The sequence below is a fragment of the Brachybacterium sp. AOP24-D1-21 genome (genome assembly GCF_052378665.1).
Classification (GTDB): Bacteria; Actinomycetota; Actinomycetes; order Actinomycetales; family Dermabacteraceae; genus Brachybacterium.
Window position 1 is genome coordinate 975,860 of record NZ_JBQSXX010000002.1, and the last position, 15,866, is coordinate 991,725.

Annotated in this window: 15 protein-coding genes and 2 pseudogenes; 11 read left to right on the forward strand and 6 right to left on the reverse strand. The window is 66.8% G+C overall.

Features of this window, described 5'->3' with window-relative positions; translation table 11 throughout:
• Positions 1-3: 3 nt before the first annotated feature.
• Positions 4-1,290, reverse strand: coding sequence for an ISL3 family transposase (locus tag ACT3UF_RS19180; protein ID WP_073884858.1), 1,287 nt, complete (start codon positions 1,288-1,290; stop codon positions 4-6).
• A gap of 557 nt (positions 1,291-1,847) precedes the next feature.
• On the opposite strand from ACT3UF_RS19180, the gene ACT3UF_RS19185 reads away from it, so the two are divergent.
• Both ACT3UF_RS19185 and ACT3UF_RS19190 read left to right on the forward strand, forming a co-directional pair.
• Positions 1,848-2,165, forward strand: coding sequence for a histone-like nucleoid-structuring protein Lsr2 (locus tag ACT3UF_RS19185; protein WP_442332555.1), 318 nt, complete (start codon positions 1,848-1,850; stop codon positions 2,163-2,165).
• 394 nt (positions 2,166-2,559) lie between these two features.
• On the forward strand, positions 2,560-3,393 hold the full coding sequence (locus ACT3UF_RS19190) for a C40 family peptidase (protein ID WP_442332556.1): 834 nt from the start codon (positions 2,560-2,562) through the stop codon (positions 3,391-3,393).
• Positions 3,394-3,469: 76 nt separating this feature from the next.
• On the opposite strand, the gene ACT3UF_RS19195 is transcribed toward ACT3UF_RS19190, so the two are convergent.
• Positions 3,470-3,880, reverse strand: coding sequence for a four-helix bundle copper-binding protein (locus ACT3UF_RS19195; protein ID WP_442332557.1), 411 nt, complete (start codon positions 3,878-3,880; stop codon positions 3,470-3,472).
• Between the two features lie 221 nt (positions 3,881-4,101).
• On the opposite strand from ACT3UF_RS19195, the gene ACT3UF_RS19200 reads away from it, so the two are divergent.
• The 4 genes from ACT3UF_RS19200 (at position 4,102) to ACT3UF_RS19215 (ending at position 6,762) form a co-directional block, all read left to right on the forward strand.
• Complete coding sequence (locus ACT3UF_RS19200; RefSeq protein WP_442332558.1) at positions 4,102-4,686, forward strand: YdhK family protein; 585 nt, start codon at positions 4,102-4,104, stop codon at positions 4,684-4,686.
• 71 nt (positions 4,687-4,757) lie between these two features.
• Entirely contained in the window at positions 4,758-5,339 is a 582-nt protein-coding gene (locus ACT3UF_RS19205) for a CueP family metal-binding protein (RefSeq protein ID WP_442332559.1), read from the forward strand.
• Between the two features lie 203 nt (positions 5,340-5,542).
• Positions 5,543-5,995 (forward strand): TlpA family protein disulfide reductase, encoded by a 453-nt coding sequence (locus ACT3UF_RS19210; RefSeq protein WP_442332560.1) that lies wholly within the window; start codon positions 5,543-5,545, stop codon positions 5,993-5,995.
• Entirely contained in the window at positions 5,995-6,762 is a 768-nt protein-coding gene (locus tag ACT3UF_RS19215) for a cytochrome c biogenesis CcdA family protein (RefSeq protein WP_442332561.1), read from the forward strand. Before ACT3UF_RS19210 ends, ACT3UF_RS19215 begins: the two co-directional genes overlap by 1 nt.
• A gap of 28 nt (positions 6,763-6,790) precedes the next feature.
• On the opposite strand, the gene ACT3UF_RS19220 is transcribed toward ACT3UF_RS19215, so the two are convergent.
• Complete coding sequence (locus ACT3UF_RS19220) at positions 6,791-7,867, reverse strand: sensor histidine kinase (RefSeq protein WP_442332562.1); 1,077 nt, start codon at positions 7,865-7,867, stop codon at positions 6,791-6,793.
• 67 nt (positions 7,868-7,934) lie between these two features.
• Positions 7,935-8,054: pseudogene (locus tag ACT3UF_RS19225) on the reverse strand (winged helix-turn-helix domain-containing protein); the annotation flags it as partial.
• A gap of 81 nt (positions 8,055-8,135) precedes the next feature.
• Here ACT3UF_RS19225 and ACT3UF_RS19230 point away from each other — a divergent pair.
• Positions 8,136-9,398: an IS256 family transposase gene (locus ACT3UF_RS19230; protein WP_193119625.1), complete on the forward strand. Its 1,263-nt coding sequence runs from the start codon at positions 8,136-8,138 to the stop codon at positions 9,396-9,398.
• A gap of 72 nt (positions 9,399-9,470) precedes the next feature.
• On the opposite strand, the pseudogene ACT3UF_RS19235 reads toward ACT3UF_RS19230, so the two are convergent.
• Positions 9,471-10,058 (reverse strand): annotated as a pseudogene (locus ACT3UF_RS19235) (response regulator transcription factor); the annotation flags it as partial.
• A 165-nt stretch (positions 10,059-10,223) separates the two neighbouring features.
• On the opposite strand from ACT3UF_RS19235, the gene ACT3UF_RS19240 reads away from it, so the two are divergent.
• The 4 genes from ACT3UF_RS19240 to ACT3UF_RS19255 all read left to right on the forward strand — a co-directional run bounded on the left by ACT3UF_RS19240 (position 10,224) and on the right by ACT3UF_RS19255 (position 14,766).
• A complete protein-coding gene (locus tag ACT3UF_RS19240) occupies positions 10,224-10,460 on the forward strand; it encodes an SHOCT domain-containing protein (RefSeq protein WP_442332563.1) in 237 nt (78 codons plus the stop codon).
• A 32-nt stretch (positions 10,461-10,492) separates the two neighbouring features.
• Positions 10,493-12,007: a multicopper oxidase family protein gene (locus tag ACT3UF_RS19245; protein WP_442332564.1), complete on the forward strand. Its 1,515-nt coding sequence runs from the start codon at positions 10,493-10,495 to the stop codon at positions 12,005-12,007.
• A gap of 270 nt (positions 12,008-12,277) precedes the next feature.
• Complete coding sequence (locus ACT3UF_RS19250) at positions 12,278-14,440, forward strand: heavy metal translocating P-type ATPase (protein WP_442332565.1); 2,163 nt, start codon at positions 12,278-12,280, stop codon at positions 14,438-14,440.
• Positions 14,437-14,766, forward strand: a complete 330-nt coding sequence (locus ACT3UF_RS19255; protein ID WP_299303340.1) for a metal-sensitive transcriptional regulator — start codon at positions 14,437-14,439, stop codon at positions 14,764-14,766. Before ACT3UF_RS19250 ends, ACT3UF_RS19255 begins: the two co-directional genes overlap by 4 nt.
• A gap of 49 nt (positions 14,767-14,815) precedes the next feature.
• Here the strand turns inward: ACT3UF_RS19255 and ACT3UF_RS19260 are convergent, their stop codons facing one another.
• The gene (locus ACT3UF_RS19260) at positions 14,816-15,832 is read right to left on the reverse strand and encodes a tyrosine-type recombinase/integrase (protein WP_442332566.1); all 1,017 of its coding nucleotides are present in this window, start codon (positions 15,830-15,832) and stop codon (positions 14,816-14,818) included.
• Between the last annotated feature and the right edge of the window lie 34 nt (positions 15,833-15,866).

A 15,866-nucleotide genomic window follows, 5' to 3' on the forward strand; every position in this document is an offset into this window, starting at 1 on the left:
TATTCACGCTACGGTTCTCGCGGCGCTGGTGAGCAGGATACGCGTCCGGTAGTTCTCCGCGTTGCGGAATCCGCGGCCGGTGCGTTTGATGTTCTTGATGCCGGTGTTGCCCGCTTCGACCTTCGCGGTGGTTGCGCCGGTGACGATGAGGACCTCGATGGCGTCCCACCAGGTCACGACGGTGTCGTAGAGCTTCGTGGCCTCGGGCATGTTCGCGATCTGGACGAAGTAGCCCATCCGCATCCGCTCCTGCCAGGCCTGGGCGAGAGTGTCGGTGGCCAGCAGGCGTCGGAGCTGCTCCTTGATGCCCCAGGAGGCCGAGAGCTCGTCGGTGGGGTCGTCGGTGCGGAACACCCTCTCCAACCGCTCCCACGCCCTCGGGGTCAGGGTGTCGCCGCCGCGCAGCAGCAGCATCCGGTGGGCCCAGGCCGGGTCGTCCTTGCGGCCCCGACGACCGCGATGGGTGCGGGCCAGGCGCTGCCTGACGGTGGTGACCATGTCGTTCCCGAGCTTGACCAGGTGGAACTTGTCGACCGAGACCGCGGCGCGAGGCAGCCAGGTCCGCAGCGCCTTGCGGAACGCGGCCGAGGGATCGATCGCGACGATCTCGATCCGCTCCCGCCACTGCTCAGAGCGCTGCGCGAGCCAATCCCCGACGGCCCTGGAGTCCCGGCCGTCGACGATGCCGAGGACCTGCCCGGTGGCCAGGTCGACCAGCGTCGTCATCCACGGCTCGAACCGTCTCCAAGCGCCCTCGTCGGTGCGGAACCAGCGCACTGACCGGTAGCGGTGCTCATCGACCCCCAGACGCCTGACCCGCACGTCGTCGACGTCAGGCAGGACCACTGCGGCGGCGCTGAGGGCGGCCTGGACCAGCCACCACGAGACGCCGTGGGCCCGGGCCACCTCGGAGGCTGCACGGCCGGAACGGATCACGGCAGAGACGACCTGGTCCCGCAGTCGGGTCGTCGAGCGTGCGTATCGCGGGATCTGCTCGGTGGCCTCGGCGAACGTGCCCCGGGCACAGGCCGGCTCCAGACAGAACCAGCGCCGCTTGGCCCACACCACCACCGCTGCGCCAGCGACGGGAACGTCCCGGACCTGCTGTGACCGGCGGGAATGGACCTTCGTCGCCAGCACGCCGCAGGACGGACAGCCCGGCGGGACGGTCGAGGCGATCACCACCCGCCGGCCCCCGTCGGGCAGGTCGACGGCATCGATGACGCGGTAATTGGGCAAGTTGAAGATCGTGCTCGCAGCATCACGCTGCGAACCAGTACTCTCGTGCACAGGCTCGTGGTCCTCTGAGATTCGGATGTCTTGACAACACCCATCACAGCAGGACCACGAGCCGTTCTACGTCAACGACGCGACGCTCCCCATCACCACGAACCGGGAAGAGCCCCGTTCGATACCGTTGGAGGATCCATCCTTGTTCGGTGAGGATCGTCTGGCCTGGGCGGATGTTCCGGATGAGGGGGCGTCTGAGCGCACTGCGCGGATTCGGTCGATCGTGGCCGAATGCGCGCGGAGAGACGCCGAACGAGAGGCTTCGCGTCTACGCGCGCCGAAGCGTCAGCCGGTCCCTATGGCGAGCGTGGCGGTGGTGTTTTTCGCGCATCACTGCGAGGGAGAGTTCCCTACGCGCAAGGAGCTGGTCGCAGAGCTCGGCGTGACGGAGCCGGCCGGTCGCCGCGAGATCGGATCGCATCTCAATGAAATCCTCGCGATCTCTCGCCGACAGTTCGCAGACTACCGAAACGCCCGGTGACCGCTAATATGCATGACTCCTCAAGGGAAGTGTGCCTACACTGTCCGCGCAATCACTCTAATCACTGGAGGTCACAATGGCTCGCAAGACCCAGGTTCTGCTCGTTGACGATATCGATGGTTCGGATGCCACGAACACAGTGACGTTTGGGCTGGACGGCGTCTCGTACGAGATTGATCTGAATGAAGACAACTCTCGCCAGCTGCGCTCCGAGCTGGAGAAGTGGACCGTTCTGGCGCGGCGCACTGGTGGTCGCGCGCAGCGCGGCACCGGTGCCAGCACCGGCGGCGACGCCGCGAAGATCCGCCAGTGGGCGGTCGCGAACGGCTACGAGGTCTCGGAGCGCGGTCGCATCCGCGCCGATGTCCGTGAGGCTTACGCCAAGGCGAACTGACTCCGCTCTATCCACTGCTCGGCCCGACACCCCTCAATGGGTGCCGGGCCGTGGTGCGTCCGCGCATGTCTTGCAGCACGGGTCCGCTGATGAGTGCAGCGCTGCCTTAAGACAATCTTGAGAATGCGTTCGATCTCTCGCGTCATCCTTTCGACCGTACAGGTAAAGGCCCGGCCTACCCTCCGGGGGTATCAGGAGAGCGTGCGCAAAGCCGCGGTTAAATCTTCAAGCAGGGCACCCCATGCCTCCGTAGAACCGCCGAACCAGCCCGTACGTTGGTTTCACTGCCCACGAAATGAGCTGGCGCTTCACTGGTCGCTCTGCCGTCGCTGCGGCACTGACGAAGTCATCGACTCCCTCCCGTCTCGAGGAGGGAAACCTACGGAGTAGAACCATGGCCCATAACAACACCCACCGCGCCTTCGGCCGAGCAGTCACGCCTGTCGGGACCGCTGGCCGCGCGTTGCGGGGCACCGGCGGTGCCGCTGTCCTCGGCACGGTCCTCCTCGGATCCGCTTTCGCCGCGGGCCCGGCTCAGGCCGCCCCCGCTGTCTCGCCCGCCGCCTCTGCCGTTGCTGCGCAGGCTGCCGCTCCGGCAGCGCTGGCTCCGGTACACGTGAAGTCCGCCGTGGCATCCGAGAAGCTGCGGTGGGGCTCCGAGGGAACAGCTGTCGAGCAGCTGCAGTCGGCGCTGAACGACCATGGTGCCTCGATAGCCGTCGACGGCAAGTTCGGCAAGCTCACCCACGGGGCCGTGAAGGACTTCCAGGGCTCGCATGACCAGAAGATCGACGGGGTCGTGGGTCCGGAAACCCGCGGCGCGCTGAACGGTGGCGGCGCTTCCATCTCGGGCGGCGGGACCTCTGTTCCCGCTCCTGCGAAGTCTGCGACGAACTCGAAGCAGGCAATCGTCGACGCCGCACGCTCACAGATCGGTGCCTCCTACTCGTGGGGCACCTCTAAGCCGGGCGTCAGTTTCGACTGCTCGGGCCTGAGCTCTTACGCGTACGAGCAGGCCGGTATCGACCTGCCCCGTACCTCGTCTCAGCAGGTGGCGGCCGGCACGACGATCTCGAAGTCCGAGGCCCAGCCCGGTGACCTCGTGGTGTGGCCTGGCCACCTCGGGATCTACGCCGGTGGCGACACGGTCATCGACGCGGGACGCACCCCGGGCGCTGTCACCGAGCGGACCATCTGGGGCAACCCCACCTTCGTCACCTTCCGCTGACCGCACGCCACAACGCCAGCGCAGAGGCAGCCTCGACCACCGGTCGGGGCTCCCTCTGTGTACAGAGGCAGCGTCGTCAGCCGATCGAGGCCAGCAGCTCGGCGCAGGCCTGCTCGCAGCGACGGCAAGCCTCGGCGCAGACCTTGCAGTGTTCGTGCATGCCCGCATGCTCCTCGCACTCCTCGGCGCAGGATTGGCACGCCGCCTGACAAGCCTCGAGCAACTCTCGGTTGAGGGCCACGTTGTTGCCCGTCTGACGGGACAGGACCCGGCCGGTCGTCTCGCAGACGTCGGCGCAGTCCTGGTTCCGTCGGACGCACTGGGTCAACTCCGCCACCATGTCCTCGGCCAAGCAGGCGTCCGCGCAGGCGGTGCAGGTCTGGGCGCACTCGACGCAGGCCTCGATGCATACGGCGAGTTTCTCCCGGTCGATATCGCCGAAGTCCTTCGGGTAGGTCTGAAGCATTGATGCGACGTGATGAGTCATGATCGTGCTCCTTCTCGTTCCGAACGGACCGGCGGCTGCCCGCCCGCCCTGACGACGATAGCCGGGGCGTCGCGGGAGGCAGAAGTGATTAGACCGTTCGTTCTGAGGTGCCGCAAGCCGCCTGGTCAACGTTGTGCACAAGAAGTCCAGACCTGGCCTTGAGGAGACCTTGATCTGAGGGTCGTAGGCTGGCGCAAAGTGTCCTCTGACTAGGAGTAATTATGCGTTCTCGTCGCTCTTTCGGCCGTCTCGCGGCGGTCGTCTTCACCGGTGCGATTGTGTTTGCCGGCTGCGCCGACAGCGGGTCTGACGACGGTCAGACGTCCGGTGGGTCCGAAGCCTCGGAGGCGTCCGATGGTGGTGGCCACGGGGGCATGGAGCACCCGATGGATGGCGGCCCTGCACCGGAGGGGATGGCGCCTGCGGAGGATCCTGAGTTCCCGGTCGGCACAGAGGTGACGCTCACGGCGGACCACATGGAGGGCATGGAGGGAGCGACGGCGACGATCTCCGGTGCCTTCGACACCACGACCTATTCGGTCAGCTTCACCCCGACCGACGGCGGCGAGCCGGTCACTGACCACAAGTGGGTCGTTCACGAAGAGCTCGAAAACCCGGGCGAGGCACCGCTGGCGGAGGGCACCGAGGTGGTCATCACCGCTGATCACATGGCGGGTATGGAGGGTGCTGAAGCCACCATCGACAGAGCCACCGAAGAGACTGTGTACATGGTCGACTACGAAGCCGACGGGATGATGATGACGAACCACAAGTGGGTCGTCGAGAGCGAGATCGAGCCTGCGTGATGACCACCCCGTCGAGCCCTCGAGGTGCATTCGCTTCCTCCGGGGATGGGCCCGGTCGTCGCACTGTGCGGGTGCCCCGACGATCGGTCTCGATCGGTGCCGTCCTGTTCCCGCTCGTGGTCGCCGGCTGCGGCACCGTCGGGTCCGAGCCCCCATCCATCACGGATGATCAGGAGCTGCTCCAGGAACATGGCTTCGCCGACGCCGACGCGCACGAGATCATCGACCGGCTCGAAGCGCTCCCGGTGGCCGAGCGACCGCAGAACCTGATCGCCAGCGTCACTGCGACGTCTCTTCAGCTCCAAGACGATGCAGGGCGGGAGGCCGAGCTGCCCCTCCCGCAGGATCAGTTCTACCTGTCGGTGGCCCCGTTCGTGGAGACCACCCACGAGTGCGCCCTCCACAGTCTGACGACGTGCCGCGGGGAGCTCCGCAGCCGCGAGCTCACTGTGAGCGTGGTCGACAGCAGCTCGGGCGAGATCCTCGAGGAGGGCACTCGCACCACTCACGACAACGGGTTCATCGGTTTCTGGCTGCCGCGCGGGATCACAGCGGAGCTCACGTGCACTCTCGAGGGCTACACGGGGTCCGCGTCCATCTCGACCCAGGCGGAGGATGATCTGACCTGTCTGACCAGTCTTCAACTGACGTGATCGGACGAAGCCTCCGCACCGCACTTCGACGCCCCGTCACCGACCCATTCATGAGGAGCGGGGCTCGGGTCGGCCCGAGTCGGCGGACCACACTCCTGAGCGGCGGTCTATTCGTCCTTGCTCCCTTACTTGCGGCGTGCAGCAGTTCTTCGGATGCCGCGAGCGAGGCGAACGCCGGGTACGTCTCCGGTGACGGGGTCGTCGTGGAGATCCCCCCTGAGGGCCGCGCCGCTTCTCTGGAGATCCGGGGAACGACGTACGGCGGTGACGACTTCGACTCCACGGCGCTGCGCGGTGCACCGTTGGTGATCAACGTCTGGTACGCCTCGTGCCCGCCGTGCCGGGTCGAAGCACCAGCACTGAAGGCCGTGCACTCCGAATATGGTTCACAGGGCGTGGAGTTCGTGGGCGTCAACACCCGCGACAAGGCCGGACCGGCCGCCGCATTCGAGAAGACCTTCGGCATCACCTATCCCTCCATCCCGGACCCCGATGGGGTCGTGATCACGTCGATGGACGGCAGCGTCTCACCCAACGCGGTCCCCACGACATTGATCCTCAATGCTGAAGGACGAGTAGCCGCCCGGATCACGGGCGCAGCCGACCAGAGCACTCTCGAGAGCCTTTTGGATGCCGTGCTGGCGGAGGGTGCCTGATGGATGAACTCTTCGCCACCACCGTGCTGAGCGGACCCCTGGCCGCAGCCCTTCTCCTGTCGAAAGTTGCCGGTCTGGTCGCGTTCCTCTCACCGTGCGTGCTCCCGGTGGTCCCCGGCTACCTGGGATACATCACCGGCCTCACCGGACCGGGCACCGGGCCGCGTAGCAACAGTGATCCGGGCGAGCGTCCGTGGCGCCTGGTCGCCGGCGCGGTGCTGTTCGTGGCTGGATTCACTGCGGTGTTCCTGGTCATCGGCGGCTTCGTCGGCGCCCTCGGGTCATTGATGGTCCAGTACACCAGCGCGATCAATCGGATCTCCGGGGTGCTGGTGATCCTCATGGGACTGGTGTTCGTGGGAATCTTCCCCCGTCTCTCCGGTGAGAAACGGATCCGGAAGCGCCCCGATGCCGGACTCGCCGGCGCACCCCTGCTCGGGATCACGTTCGGCTTCTCCTGGACTCCGTGCATCGGCCCAACGTTCGCCGCGGTCGCCGCGCTCAGCCTCGGGGAGGCCTCCGCGAGCCGCGGCGCACTCCTCGCGTTCGGCTACGCGATCGGGCTCGGGATCCCGTTCATCCTCTTCGCCCTCGTGTTCCGGCGCGCCCTCGGCATCTCCAAAATGCTGTCCCGGCATCGCCGCACGCTACAGATCGTCGGTGGCTCCGTGCTCATCGCCATCGGACTCCTGCTGGTCACCGGCGTGTGGGAGCAGTGGATGGCTCTCCTGCAGGTGCGGATCGGCAACTTCACTACGATCGTCTGAGGGGTGCGTTCCGCCGTGCGCGGCGGGCTCAGCGGTCAGCGGTCGCACGAGGAAGCCGAATGGTGAAGGTGGCTCCCTGTCCGGGCCCCTCACTGGCTGCGGCCATGGTCCCGCCGTGCGCATCGACGAGGGCGCGGCTGATCGTCAGGCCGATGCCTGAGCCGGAGTTGTCACGGGTGCGGGAGCTGTCGGCGCGGAAGAACCGTTCGAACAGGCTTGACCGGTCCTCATTGGTGAAGCCTTCGCCGTCGTCCGCTACCGTGATCTCCACCGTGCTGCCGTGGGTGGCTGCCGAGACCGTGACGGTGCCTCCGGGGGAAGTGTGCCGTAGAGCGTTGCTCAGCAGGTTTCCGAGGACTTGGGCGAGGCGGTCCGGGTCCGCGTGGATCGTCACGGAGTGGGGCAGGGCCGTTTCTCGTCGTAGTGCCACGCCCGCTGTCTCGAACCGTTCATCCCATGCCGGGAGTATCGACTCCAGCAGGTCGTCGACGGCGAGGGGGTGCAGCTGTACCGGGAGCTGGCCCTCCTCGGCCCGGGACACTTCACTGATGTCGTCAGCCAGCCGCGAAAGTCGCATGGTCTGGCTGGCGAGGATGGGCATGGCTGCCTCCGGCTCGATGACGCCATCGGCCATCGCCTCGTGATGTGCCGAGAGGGTGGCGATGGGGGTGCGCAGCTCATGGGCGAGGTCGGAGAACAGTTGGCGTCGGGTCTCCTCGACGGCGTCCAGGCGCGCTGCCATGTCGTTGAGCGTGGCGGCCAGGGAGTCGAGTTCGGTCCCGGCTCCGACGGAGGGCACGCGCGTGGAGTAGTGGCCGCGGGACAGTTCATCGACAGCCGAGGTGAGGCCGTGAAGCGTCTGGCGGAGTCGTCGTGCCAGGTTCCAGGTGACCAGGCCGGCGGCCAGGAGGGAGACCACCAGTCCGACCCCGAGGGCAAGTGCGAGCGCGTCACGGTAGGCGCGTTCGATGTGGACGAGCTCGTCGCTGCCCACCGGGAGATCGGTCTGGAGCAGGTGGTAGTGGAAGACGGCGGGCCCGATGATCACCGTCAGCACCGTGATGGTGAGCGCGCCGGCGAGCAGCACGATGAGCTGGCCGATCATCAGGCGCGAGGCCAAGCTGGTGCTAGGGCGAACCGTTCGCACAGATGTATTCGGTGCGGTCACGAGCTCACCCCTTCCCCATCCGGTACCCGATACCGCGCACCGTGGTGACGAACCGTGCAGACTCAGCCGTCTCGTCGAGTTTTCGTCGGAGGTTGGCGATGTGCACATCGACGAGATGGTCAGAGGGTGTTTCATTAGCTGTGTAAGGGTCCGGTCTCTAACCGAGGTGTGACCTGCGGGCTCGCCTCTGAAAAGGACCGATGACATGACCGAGATTGCTGATGCCCAGAACCCTCTTGCGGGCGTGCTGAGCGCCGACCAGGTCGACGCCCTCGTCAACGCCGCCGAAGACCTCGGAGAGGGCCGCCACGGGGTCGAGGAGCTGCTGTCCCGGATGACCCAGGCCGTGCTGGAGCGGGCCCTGGAGACCGAGATGAGCGACCACCTCGGCTACGAGTCCGGCGACCCTGCCGGCGCCGGAACGGGCAACTCCCGTAACGGCAAGACCACCAAGTCCATCCATACCCTCCAGGGCCCAGTGCAGCTCACCGTCCCCAGGGACCGCAACGGCTCGTTCGAGCCCGTGATCGTGCCCAAGCGGACCCGCCGACTGGGCAGGGTCGAGGACATGGTCCTGTCGCTGTATGCCCGCGGGATGACCACCCGCGACATTGGCTCCCATCTCGAGGAGATCTACGGCTCGAAGGTCTCCGCCGCGACGATCTCCAGGGTCACGGACGTCGTCACCGACGAGGTCGCCCAGTGGCAGTCCCGGCCCCTGGAGTCGGTCTACCCGATCGTCTACATCGATGCGATCTGGCTCAAGATCCGCGACGGCGGAGTCGTGACCAACAAGGCCTGCCACGTCGCCGTAGGCGTCGATATGGAGGGCCGCAAGCAGGTCCTGGGCCTATGGCTGGGGGCCACCGAGGGCGCGAAGTTCTGGGCCAACGTCCTCACCGAGATTCGCAACCGTGGCACCAAGGACATCCTGATCCTGTGCTGCGATGGGCTGACCGGGCTGCCGGCCGCGGTTAACAGCATCTACCCCGAGACCGTGGTCCAGACCTGCGTGGTCCACCTGCTGCGCTCGGCGATGAAGTACGCCTCCTACACGGACCGCAAGACCATGGCCAAGGACATGCGCCCGATCTACACCGCGGCCACCGTGGCGGCCGCTGAGCTGGCCCTGGAGGCCTTTGCCGAGGCCTGGGGCAGCAAGGCGCCGGGGGCGGTGCTGGCGTGGCGGAACGCGTGGGAGGACTTCATCCCGTTCCTGGCGTTCACCCCCGAGATTCGGAAGGTCATCTACACGACCAACCAGATCGAGTCGATCAACTACCAGCTCCGGAAGATCACCAAGACGAGGGGCTCATTCCCGTCGGACGAGGCGGCGATGAAGCTGGTCTATCTGGGGATCCGGAACATCGAGACCCGCCGCGGTGGCCAGCTCGGAACCGGCACTCAGGGATGGCATCAAGCCCTCAATGCTTTCGCCGTTCAGTTCCCCAACCGACTTCCGCTCTGACCACCCGGCAGAGAGGCTGTTCGACCGGCCCCTTACACAGAAAACTTGACACCTCCGATGGTCATCTCCGAGCCAGCTGTCTCCCCAGACGGCCTCCATCAGCTGTCTGCGACTGAAGGCCTGGCCAGGACTGAGCGCCAGGGTCATCAAGAGTCCCCTCTCGGTGGGGGTCAGCGGAAGTGGCCGGCTGGCGAGCCGCACCTCCTGGGCAGCTGTGTCGATCTCGAGCTCTCCAAAAGTGCGCACTGTGTCCGAAGACGCCGTCCCGGAATCGGCGCGGGGCCTGCGCAATACGGCCTGGACCCGAGCGACGAGCTCACGCACGCTGAACGGCTTGGTGAGGTAGTCATCCGCCCCCACCGACAGCCCCACCAGGCGGTCCACCTCCTCTGACCGTGCCGTCGTGATCAGCACGTAGCAGTCGGAGAAGGCGCGGATCCTGCGCATCACCTCCAGACCGTCGAGCCCGGGCAGGCCGAGATCGAGGACGATCACGTCCGGTGACAGAGTGCGGGCTGCCTCCACCGCCTCCGGACCGCTCCGCGCGCTCGCAGTCGCGTAGCCGGCCTTCACGAGATACGCCTGGACCACATCCGACAGCGCGGCTTCGTCCTCGACGACGAGAACCATCGCCGCTGCTCGATCCGTTTCACTCCTCATGGCTCCAGTCTGGTCCCCGTCCCTGGAGATCGCGTGTCTACGGAGGCGCAGACGGACTATCTGGACCAGATCTTGAGGAACTCTCGACGAGAACTTCGCCCGCCCCGGGGGAATCTGATGTGGACCGTGCCGCGTACGAACTCGACCCACTAAGGGAGCTGCTCGATGATGCCTACCGATGCGATGTCGTGGCTGATGTGGGTGATAGTCGCCGGTCTGCTCGCTCTCCTCTGGGCCTCGGCACTGCTGCTGGCATGCACCGTGCTGCCCGGGCGCCCCCGACGCGCGCGGGACGAGAACGAGGCGATCGGAGAACTCTCACTGCGCCTCGCACGAGGCGAAATCACGGCCAACGAGTTCGAACAACAGCGACAACTGGTCCTGACGGCTTTTCGGCCATGACACCACCCCCTCACTCGAGAAGGACTGCACCTGTGAAGACCGTTTCCCGCCGCACCGTGTTCACCGGAGGTCTCGGCGCAGCAGCCCTGACGCTCGCGGCATGCGGTAACCGCACCACCTCGACCGACGCCGGAGCATTCCCGCCGCCTCCAGCCCTGACGCCGAAGGCCGGTCAGAATGTCGTCACCCAGGCCCTCGCCGCGGCGCCGACGACGGTGGACCTCGGAGGGAAGACGGTCTCTACTTGGGCATACGGCGAGAGCCTCCCCGGGCCGCTGATCCGCGCCACAGCTGGCGATCTGCTGCGGATCACGCTCGAGAACCGCCTGCCCGAGGCCTCCACGATCCACTGGCACGGCATCCGACTGCACAATGCGGCCGACGGGGTGCCGGGGATGACGCAAGATCCGGTCGAGCCGAACACCTCCTACACCTACGAATTCGTCGCCCCCGATCCCGGCACGTACTTCCTCCACTCCCACGTCGGCCTGCAGCTCGACCGCGGGCTTTACGCCCCACTGATCATCGACGACCCCGACGAACCCGGAGACTACGACGCGGAATGGATCGTGACCCTCGATGACTGGATCGATGGGACCGGGCAGACTCCCGATGAGGTCCTGGCTGCGCTGACCGGTGCCAGCCCCTCGGATTCCGGCGGCATGGACCACGGCGACATGCCAATGGGCGACGACCCCGCCGACGGGGGATCCGGAGGCATGGACCACGGCGACATGCCCATGGGCGAGGAGCCCTGGGGCGATGCCGGCGACGTGACCTACCCCCACTTCCTCCTCAACGGCCGGATCCCCGAAGCGCCGGAGATCTTCGAGGCGAAGCCCGGCCAGCGCGTGCGCCTGCGCCTGATCAACGCCTCCGCCGACACCATCTTCGCTCTCGCGCTCGGAGATCACGATCTCTCTGTCACCCACTCTGACGGATTCGCCGTCGAGCCGGTCACCGCCAAGGCGCTCTATCTCGGCATGGGCGAGCGGTACGACGTGGTGGTCACCGTGAAGGACGGCATGTTCCCTCTGGTGGCGCGTCCTGTCGGGAAGACCAGCGGCGGCCAGGGGCTCGCCGTGTTGAGGACCGGTGCCGGGGAAGTGCCCGCTGCGGACGTCCGGGTCCGAGAGCTCGACGGGGAGGCCCTCATCGGATCTACTCTGGAGCCGGCCGAGGCGGCGCGACTCGAGGACCGCGCAGTTGACACCGAGCTCGGGCTCTCGTTCCAAGGCTCGATGCAGCCGTACCAGTGGGCCATCAACGGCGCCCCCTACGGGCAGAACACTCCACTGAGCATCCGTGAGGGGCAGCGGGTGCGCATCATCGCGACCAACCAGACGATGATGAGTCACCCCCTCCACATCCACGGGCATACCATCGCCCTGCCATCGGGGCTCCGAAAGGACACGGTGATGATGGCACCCATCGAATCGTTCGCTCTCGACTTCGATGCGGACAATCCGGGCCGGTGGGCAGCGCACTGCCACAACGCGTACCACCAGGAGGTCGGCATGATGACCGGCATCGACTACGCGCCCTGACGCCGTGGGTTCCGGCCCCCGGCGCCGAAGTAGGTCGACATTGGTGTCGCCCTCCTGGGCCTCGATCAAAGGCGAGCGGGCCATCTGGTCGGAGTCAGCGGCTTGGATTCTGGCGCCGACTAGAGGGATGTCATGCCACCCCTCCGCGCCTCGATCACGCCGATGGTCACAGCGGATTCCGACCCCTCGACATATACCCCCTAGGGGTATATGGTCGGACGCATGAACGCTGGCAACCAGACACACGGTCGAGACCACGGAGGACCCGGCATGCAGCACGCTCATCCTTCCCCCACGCCTCAGGACGCCCACTCCGGCAGTGCTGAGCACGACGCTCCCGACGCGCATCACGACCACGGAACTCACGGAGACCATTCGGGACACGAGGGCCACGCCGCCGGGCACGGTGGGCACGCAGGCCATGGCGACCACGTCGCACAGTTCCGGCGGCTGTTCTGGATCAACTTGATCATCGCGATTCCGGTCGTCCTGTTCTCACCGATGTTCGCGATGCTGCTCGGGTACAGCGTTCCCGACTTCCCCGGTTCCCTATGGATCGCCCCGCTCTTCGGCACCGTCATGTACGTCTGGGGTGGCCGTCCGTTCCTCACCGGCGCCGTCTCCGAGATCCGTTCCCGTCAGCCCGGGATGATGCTGCTGATCGGGCTCGCGATCACGGTCGCGTTCATCGCCTCCTGGGGAGCCACCCTCGGGATTCTCGACCACCAGCTGGAATTCTGGTGGGAGCTCGCCCTGCTGATCGTGATCATGCTGCTCGGCCACTGGGTCGAGATGCGCTCCCTCGCCCAGACCACGTCCGCACTCGACTCCCTGGCCGCGCTGCTGCCCGATATGGCAGAGCGCATCGACGGCGACGAGCTCGTGAGGGTCTCGCCGACCGAATTGCAGCACGGGGACCTGGTCCTGGTGCGCCCGGGGGCGAGCGTCCCGGCCGACGGTACGATCCGCGAGGGTCGCGCCGACGTGGACGAGTCCATGGTCACCGGCGAGTCCCGTCCCGTGACGCGCTCTACCGGTGACTCCGTCGTGGCGGGAACCGTCGCCACCGATTCGAGCCTCCGCATCGAGGTCACCGCCACAGGTGACGAGACCGCCCTCGCCGGCATTCAGCGCCTGGTGACCGAGGCGCAGAACTCCTCGTCCCGGGCGCAGCGCATCGCAGATACCGCTGCGGCGTGGCTTTTCTGGTTCGCTCTCGGCGCTGCCGTGATCACCGCGATCACCTGGTCTCTGCTCGGCATGCCCGATGCCGCCGTGGTGCGCACGGTGACGGTGCTCGTGATCGCCTGCCCCCACGCTCTGGGGCTCGCGATTCCGTTGGTGGTCTCGATCGCCACCGAGCGTGCTGCTCGTGGCGGAGTTCTGGTCAAGGATCGCCTTGCCCTGGAGGCCATGCGCATGGTCGACGCCGTCCTGTTCGACAAGACCGGCACTCTCACCAAGGGTGAGCCCGTTCTCGCCGAGATCATCACCCGCGGTGCGGACGAGAGCGAGGTGCTGGCCCTGGCAGCTGCCGCCGAGGCGGAGAGCGAGCATCCGCTCGCCCGCGCCATCGTCGCCAGGGCTCAGGCCGAAGGAGCGCAGATCCCTGCGGGCTCCGACATCAGCTCCACCCCTGCGCTGGGCGTGAGTGCCCAGGTGGACGGGCACGAGATCCGCGTGGGCGGTCCCCGACTGCTCGAGGAGACCGGAGTGAGTGAAGTCGACGAGGCTGAGGCCTGGCGCCAGGAGGGCGCGATCATCCTCCACGTCCTCCGCGACGGCGAGGTGATCGGCGGCCTCAAGCTCCACGACGAGGTGCGCCCCGAATCTCGCGACGCCATCGATGCCCTGCACAGCTTGGGGGTTGAGGTCGTCATGATCACCGGTGACGCCGAGGCGGTGGCGAACAGCGTCGGCAAGGAGCTCGGTATCGACCGTGTCTTCGCCGGGGTGCGGCCCGAGGACAAGTCCTCGAAGGTCGCCCAGCTCCAGAAGGAGGGCATGAAGGTCGCGATGGTCGGCGACGGCGTCAACGATGCCCCTGCCCTTGCTCAGGCCGATGTCGGCATCGCCATCGGTGCCGGCACCGATGTCGCGATCGCCTCCGCTGGGGTCGTGCTGGCCAGCTCCGATCCACGCTCCGTGCTCTCGGTCATCGAGCTCTCCCGCGGCGCCTACCGGAAGATGAAGCAGAACCTCTGGTGGGCTGCCGGCTACAACCTGATCTCCGTGCCGCTCGCGGCGGGCATCCTCGCCCCCATCGGGTTCGTGCTGCCGATGTCCGTCGGAGCGATCCTGATGTCCCTGTCCACCATCGTGGTCGCCCTGAACGCCCAGCTCCTGCGACGCCTCGACCTTCGCCCGGAGGCGACCGTCGCCGCCGTCCGCGCTCGCCGCGGACCCAGTCTCACCGAGCGGAATCACTCATGAACACAGTCCCCAAAACCGCGGAGGGCCATGCCTGTCACAGCGGGCCTCACGGATATATCCAGGACAAGCCCCGCTATCTCAATCGTCTCAAGCGCATCGAAGGTCAAGCGCGGGGGATCTCCCGAATGATCGACGAAGACGTCTACTGCATCGACATCCTCACCCAGATCTCTGCCCTGGACAGCGCGCTGGAGAACGTTGCGCTGGGCCTACTCGGCGACCACCTCCACCACTGCGTACTCGATGCCGCCCGCGAAGGAGGAGACGAGGCCGAGATCAAGCTAAGTGAGGCCTCTGACGCGGTAAGGTGCCTCGTCAAGTCGTGAAGAGATCCGGGGGCTTGCGTTCCCTCTGTCAGCTCGAACGGCTGCGCACCTACAGGCCGATCTTGCCCGCTGTTGAGTCTTCGAAGGCGCTGGCGGGGCGCACGTACCGTGCGAGGGAGTCCAGTCGACGGTGTCTGGTGGTGCGGGAGATCGCCATCGGGTCGACGCCCTCCTCTGCGGCGGATGTCGCGTGTCCGGCACGCAGTGAGTGCCCGGAGACCCAGGTCTGGGCGACTCCTGCGGTGTGGGCGTAGTCCTTCCCGCTGGTGCCGGCGGCTGCGGCGCGGGCCTGGATGATGCCGGCGATCGAGCGGTCCGACAATGCAGCGTTGGCGATCCGGGAGTGGTTGTAGATCCGGGAGAACACGGGGGTTCCATCTCCGAGGCGTCTGCCGCTGGCTTCGAGCCACGCCTCGAGTGCGAGCACCGGGCAGGTCTCGGGGTGGGCGCCGAGGGGGATGCCGATGAGGTCTCCTCTCCCGGTCTGGTCGGTCTTGGAGCGGCGTATGCGCAGCAGCAGGCCGGCATCCTGGCGGGCGATGTCGTTCGTGGTGAGTGCCGCGATCTCGCTTCTGCGCTGGGCGGCGGCAAGTCCGAGGAGGAGGATTGCGCGGTCGCGCTTGCCGGTCGCGGTCTCAAGGTCGTCCATCGCGTCGATGATCTGACGCATCAGGGTGGTCGTCAGAGGTGATGCTCGACGGGAGGGTGCGGTCCCGAGCGTCCTGCCGGCGGAGCGGAGTGCCTGGCGGACTCCGTGGTGGGCGGTGGGGTCATCGAGGCCTCCGTCCAGGTGCGCGGCGGCGATCGCGGCGACGTCACGGGAGATCGTCGAGTGTGCGACGTACGTGGACCGGTGCGCGATGTAGGACGCGACGACCTCCGGGCCCGTGGGCAGACCTGGGTAGCCGCGCTCCTGGCACCAGGCCGTGAAGGTGCGCATCGCGGAGGCGTAGGAGCGTCTGGTCTCGGCGGAGCGACTGGCCGCGAGGAGAGTGCCTACGTTCTGGGCGTCCTCGAGCCTGACCGGCGTGGGCAGTGGCGTCCGCTTCTGGATGGCTCTGGTCATCTGCCCTCCTGTGTCTTCTCCCTTGGGGACTGCC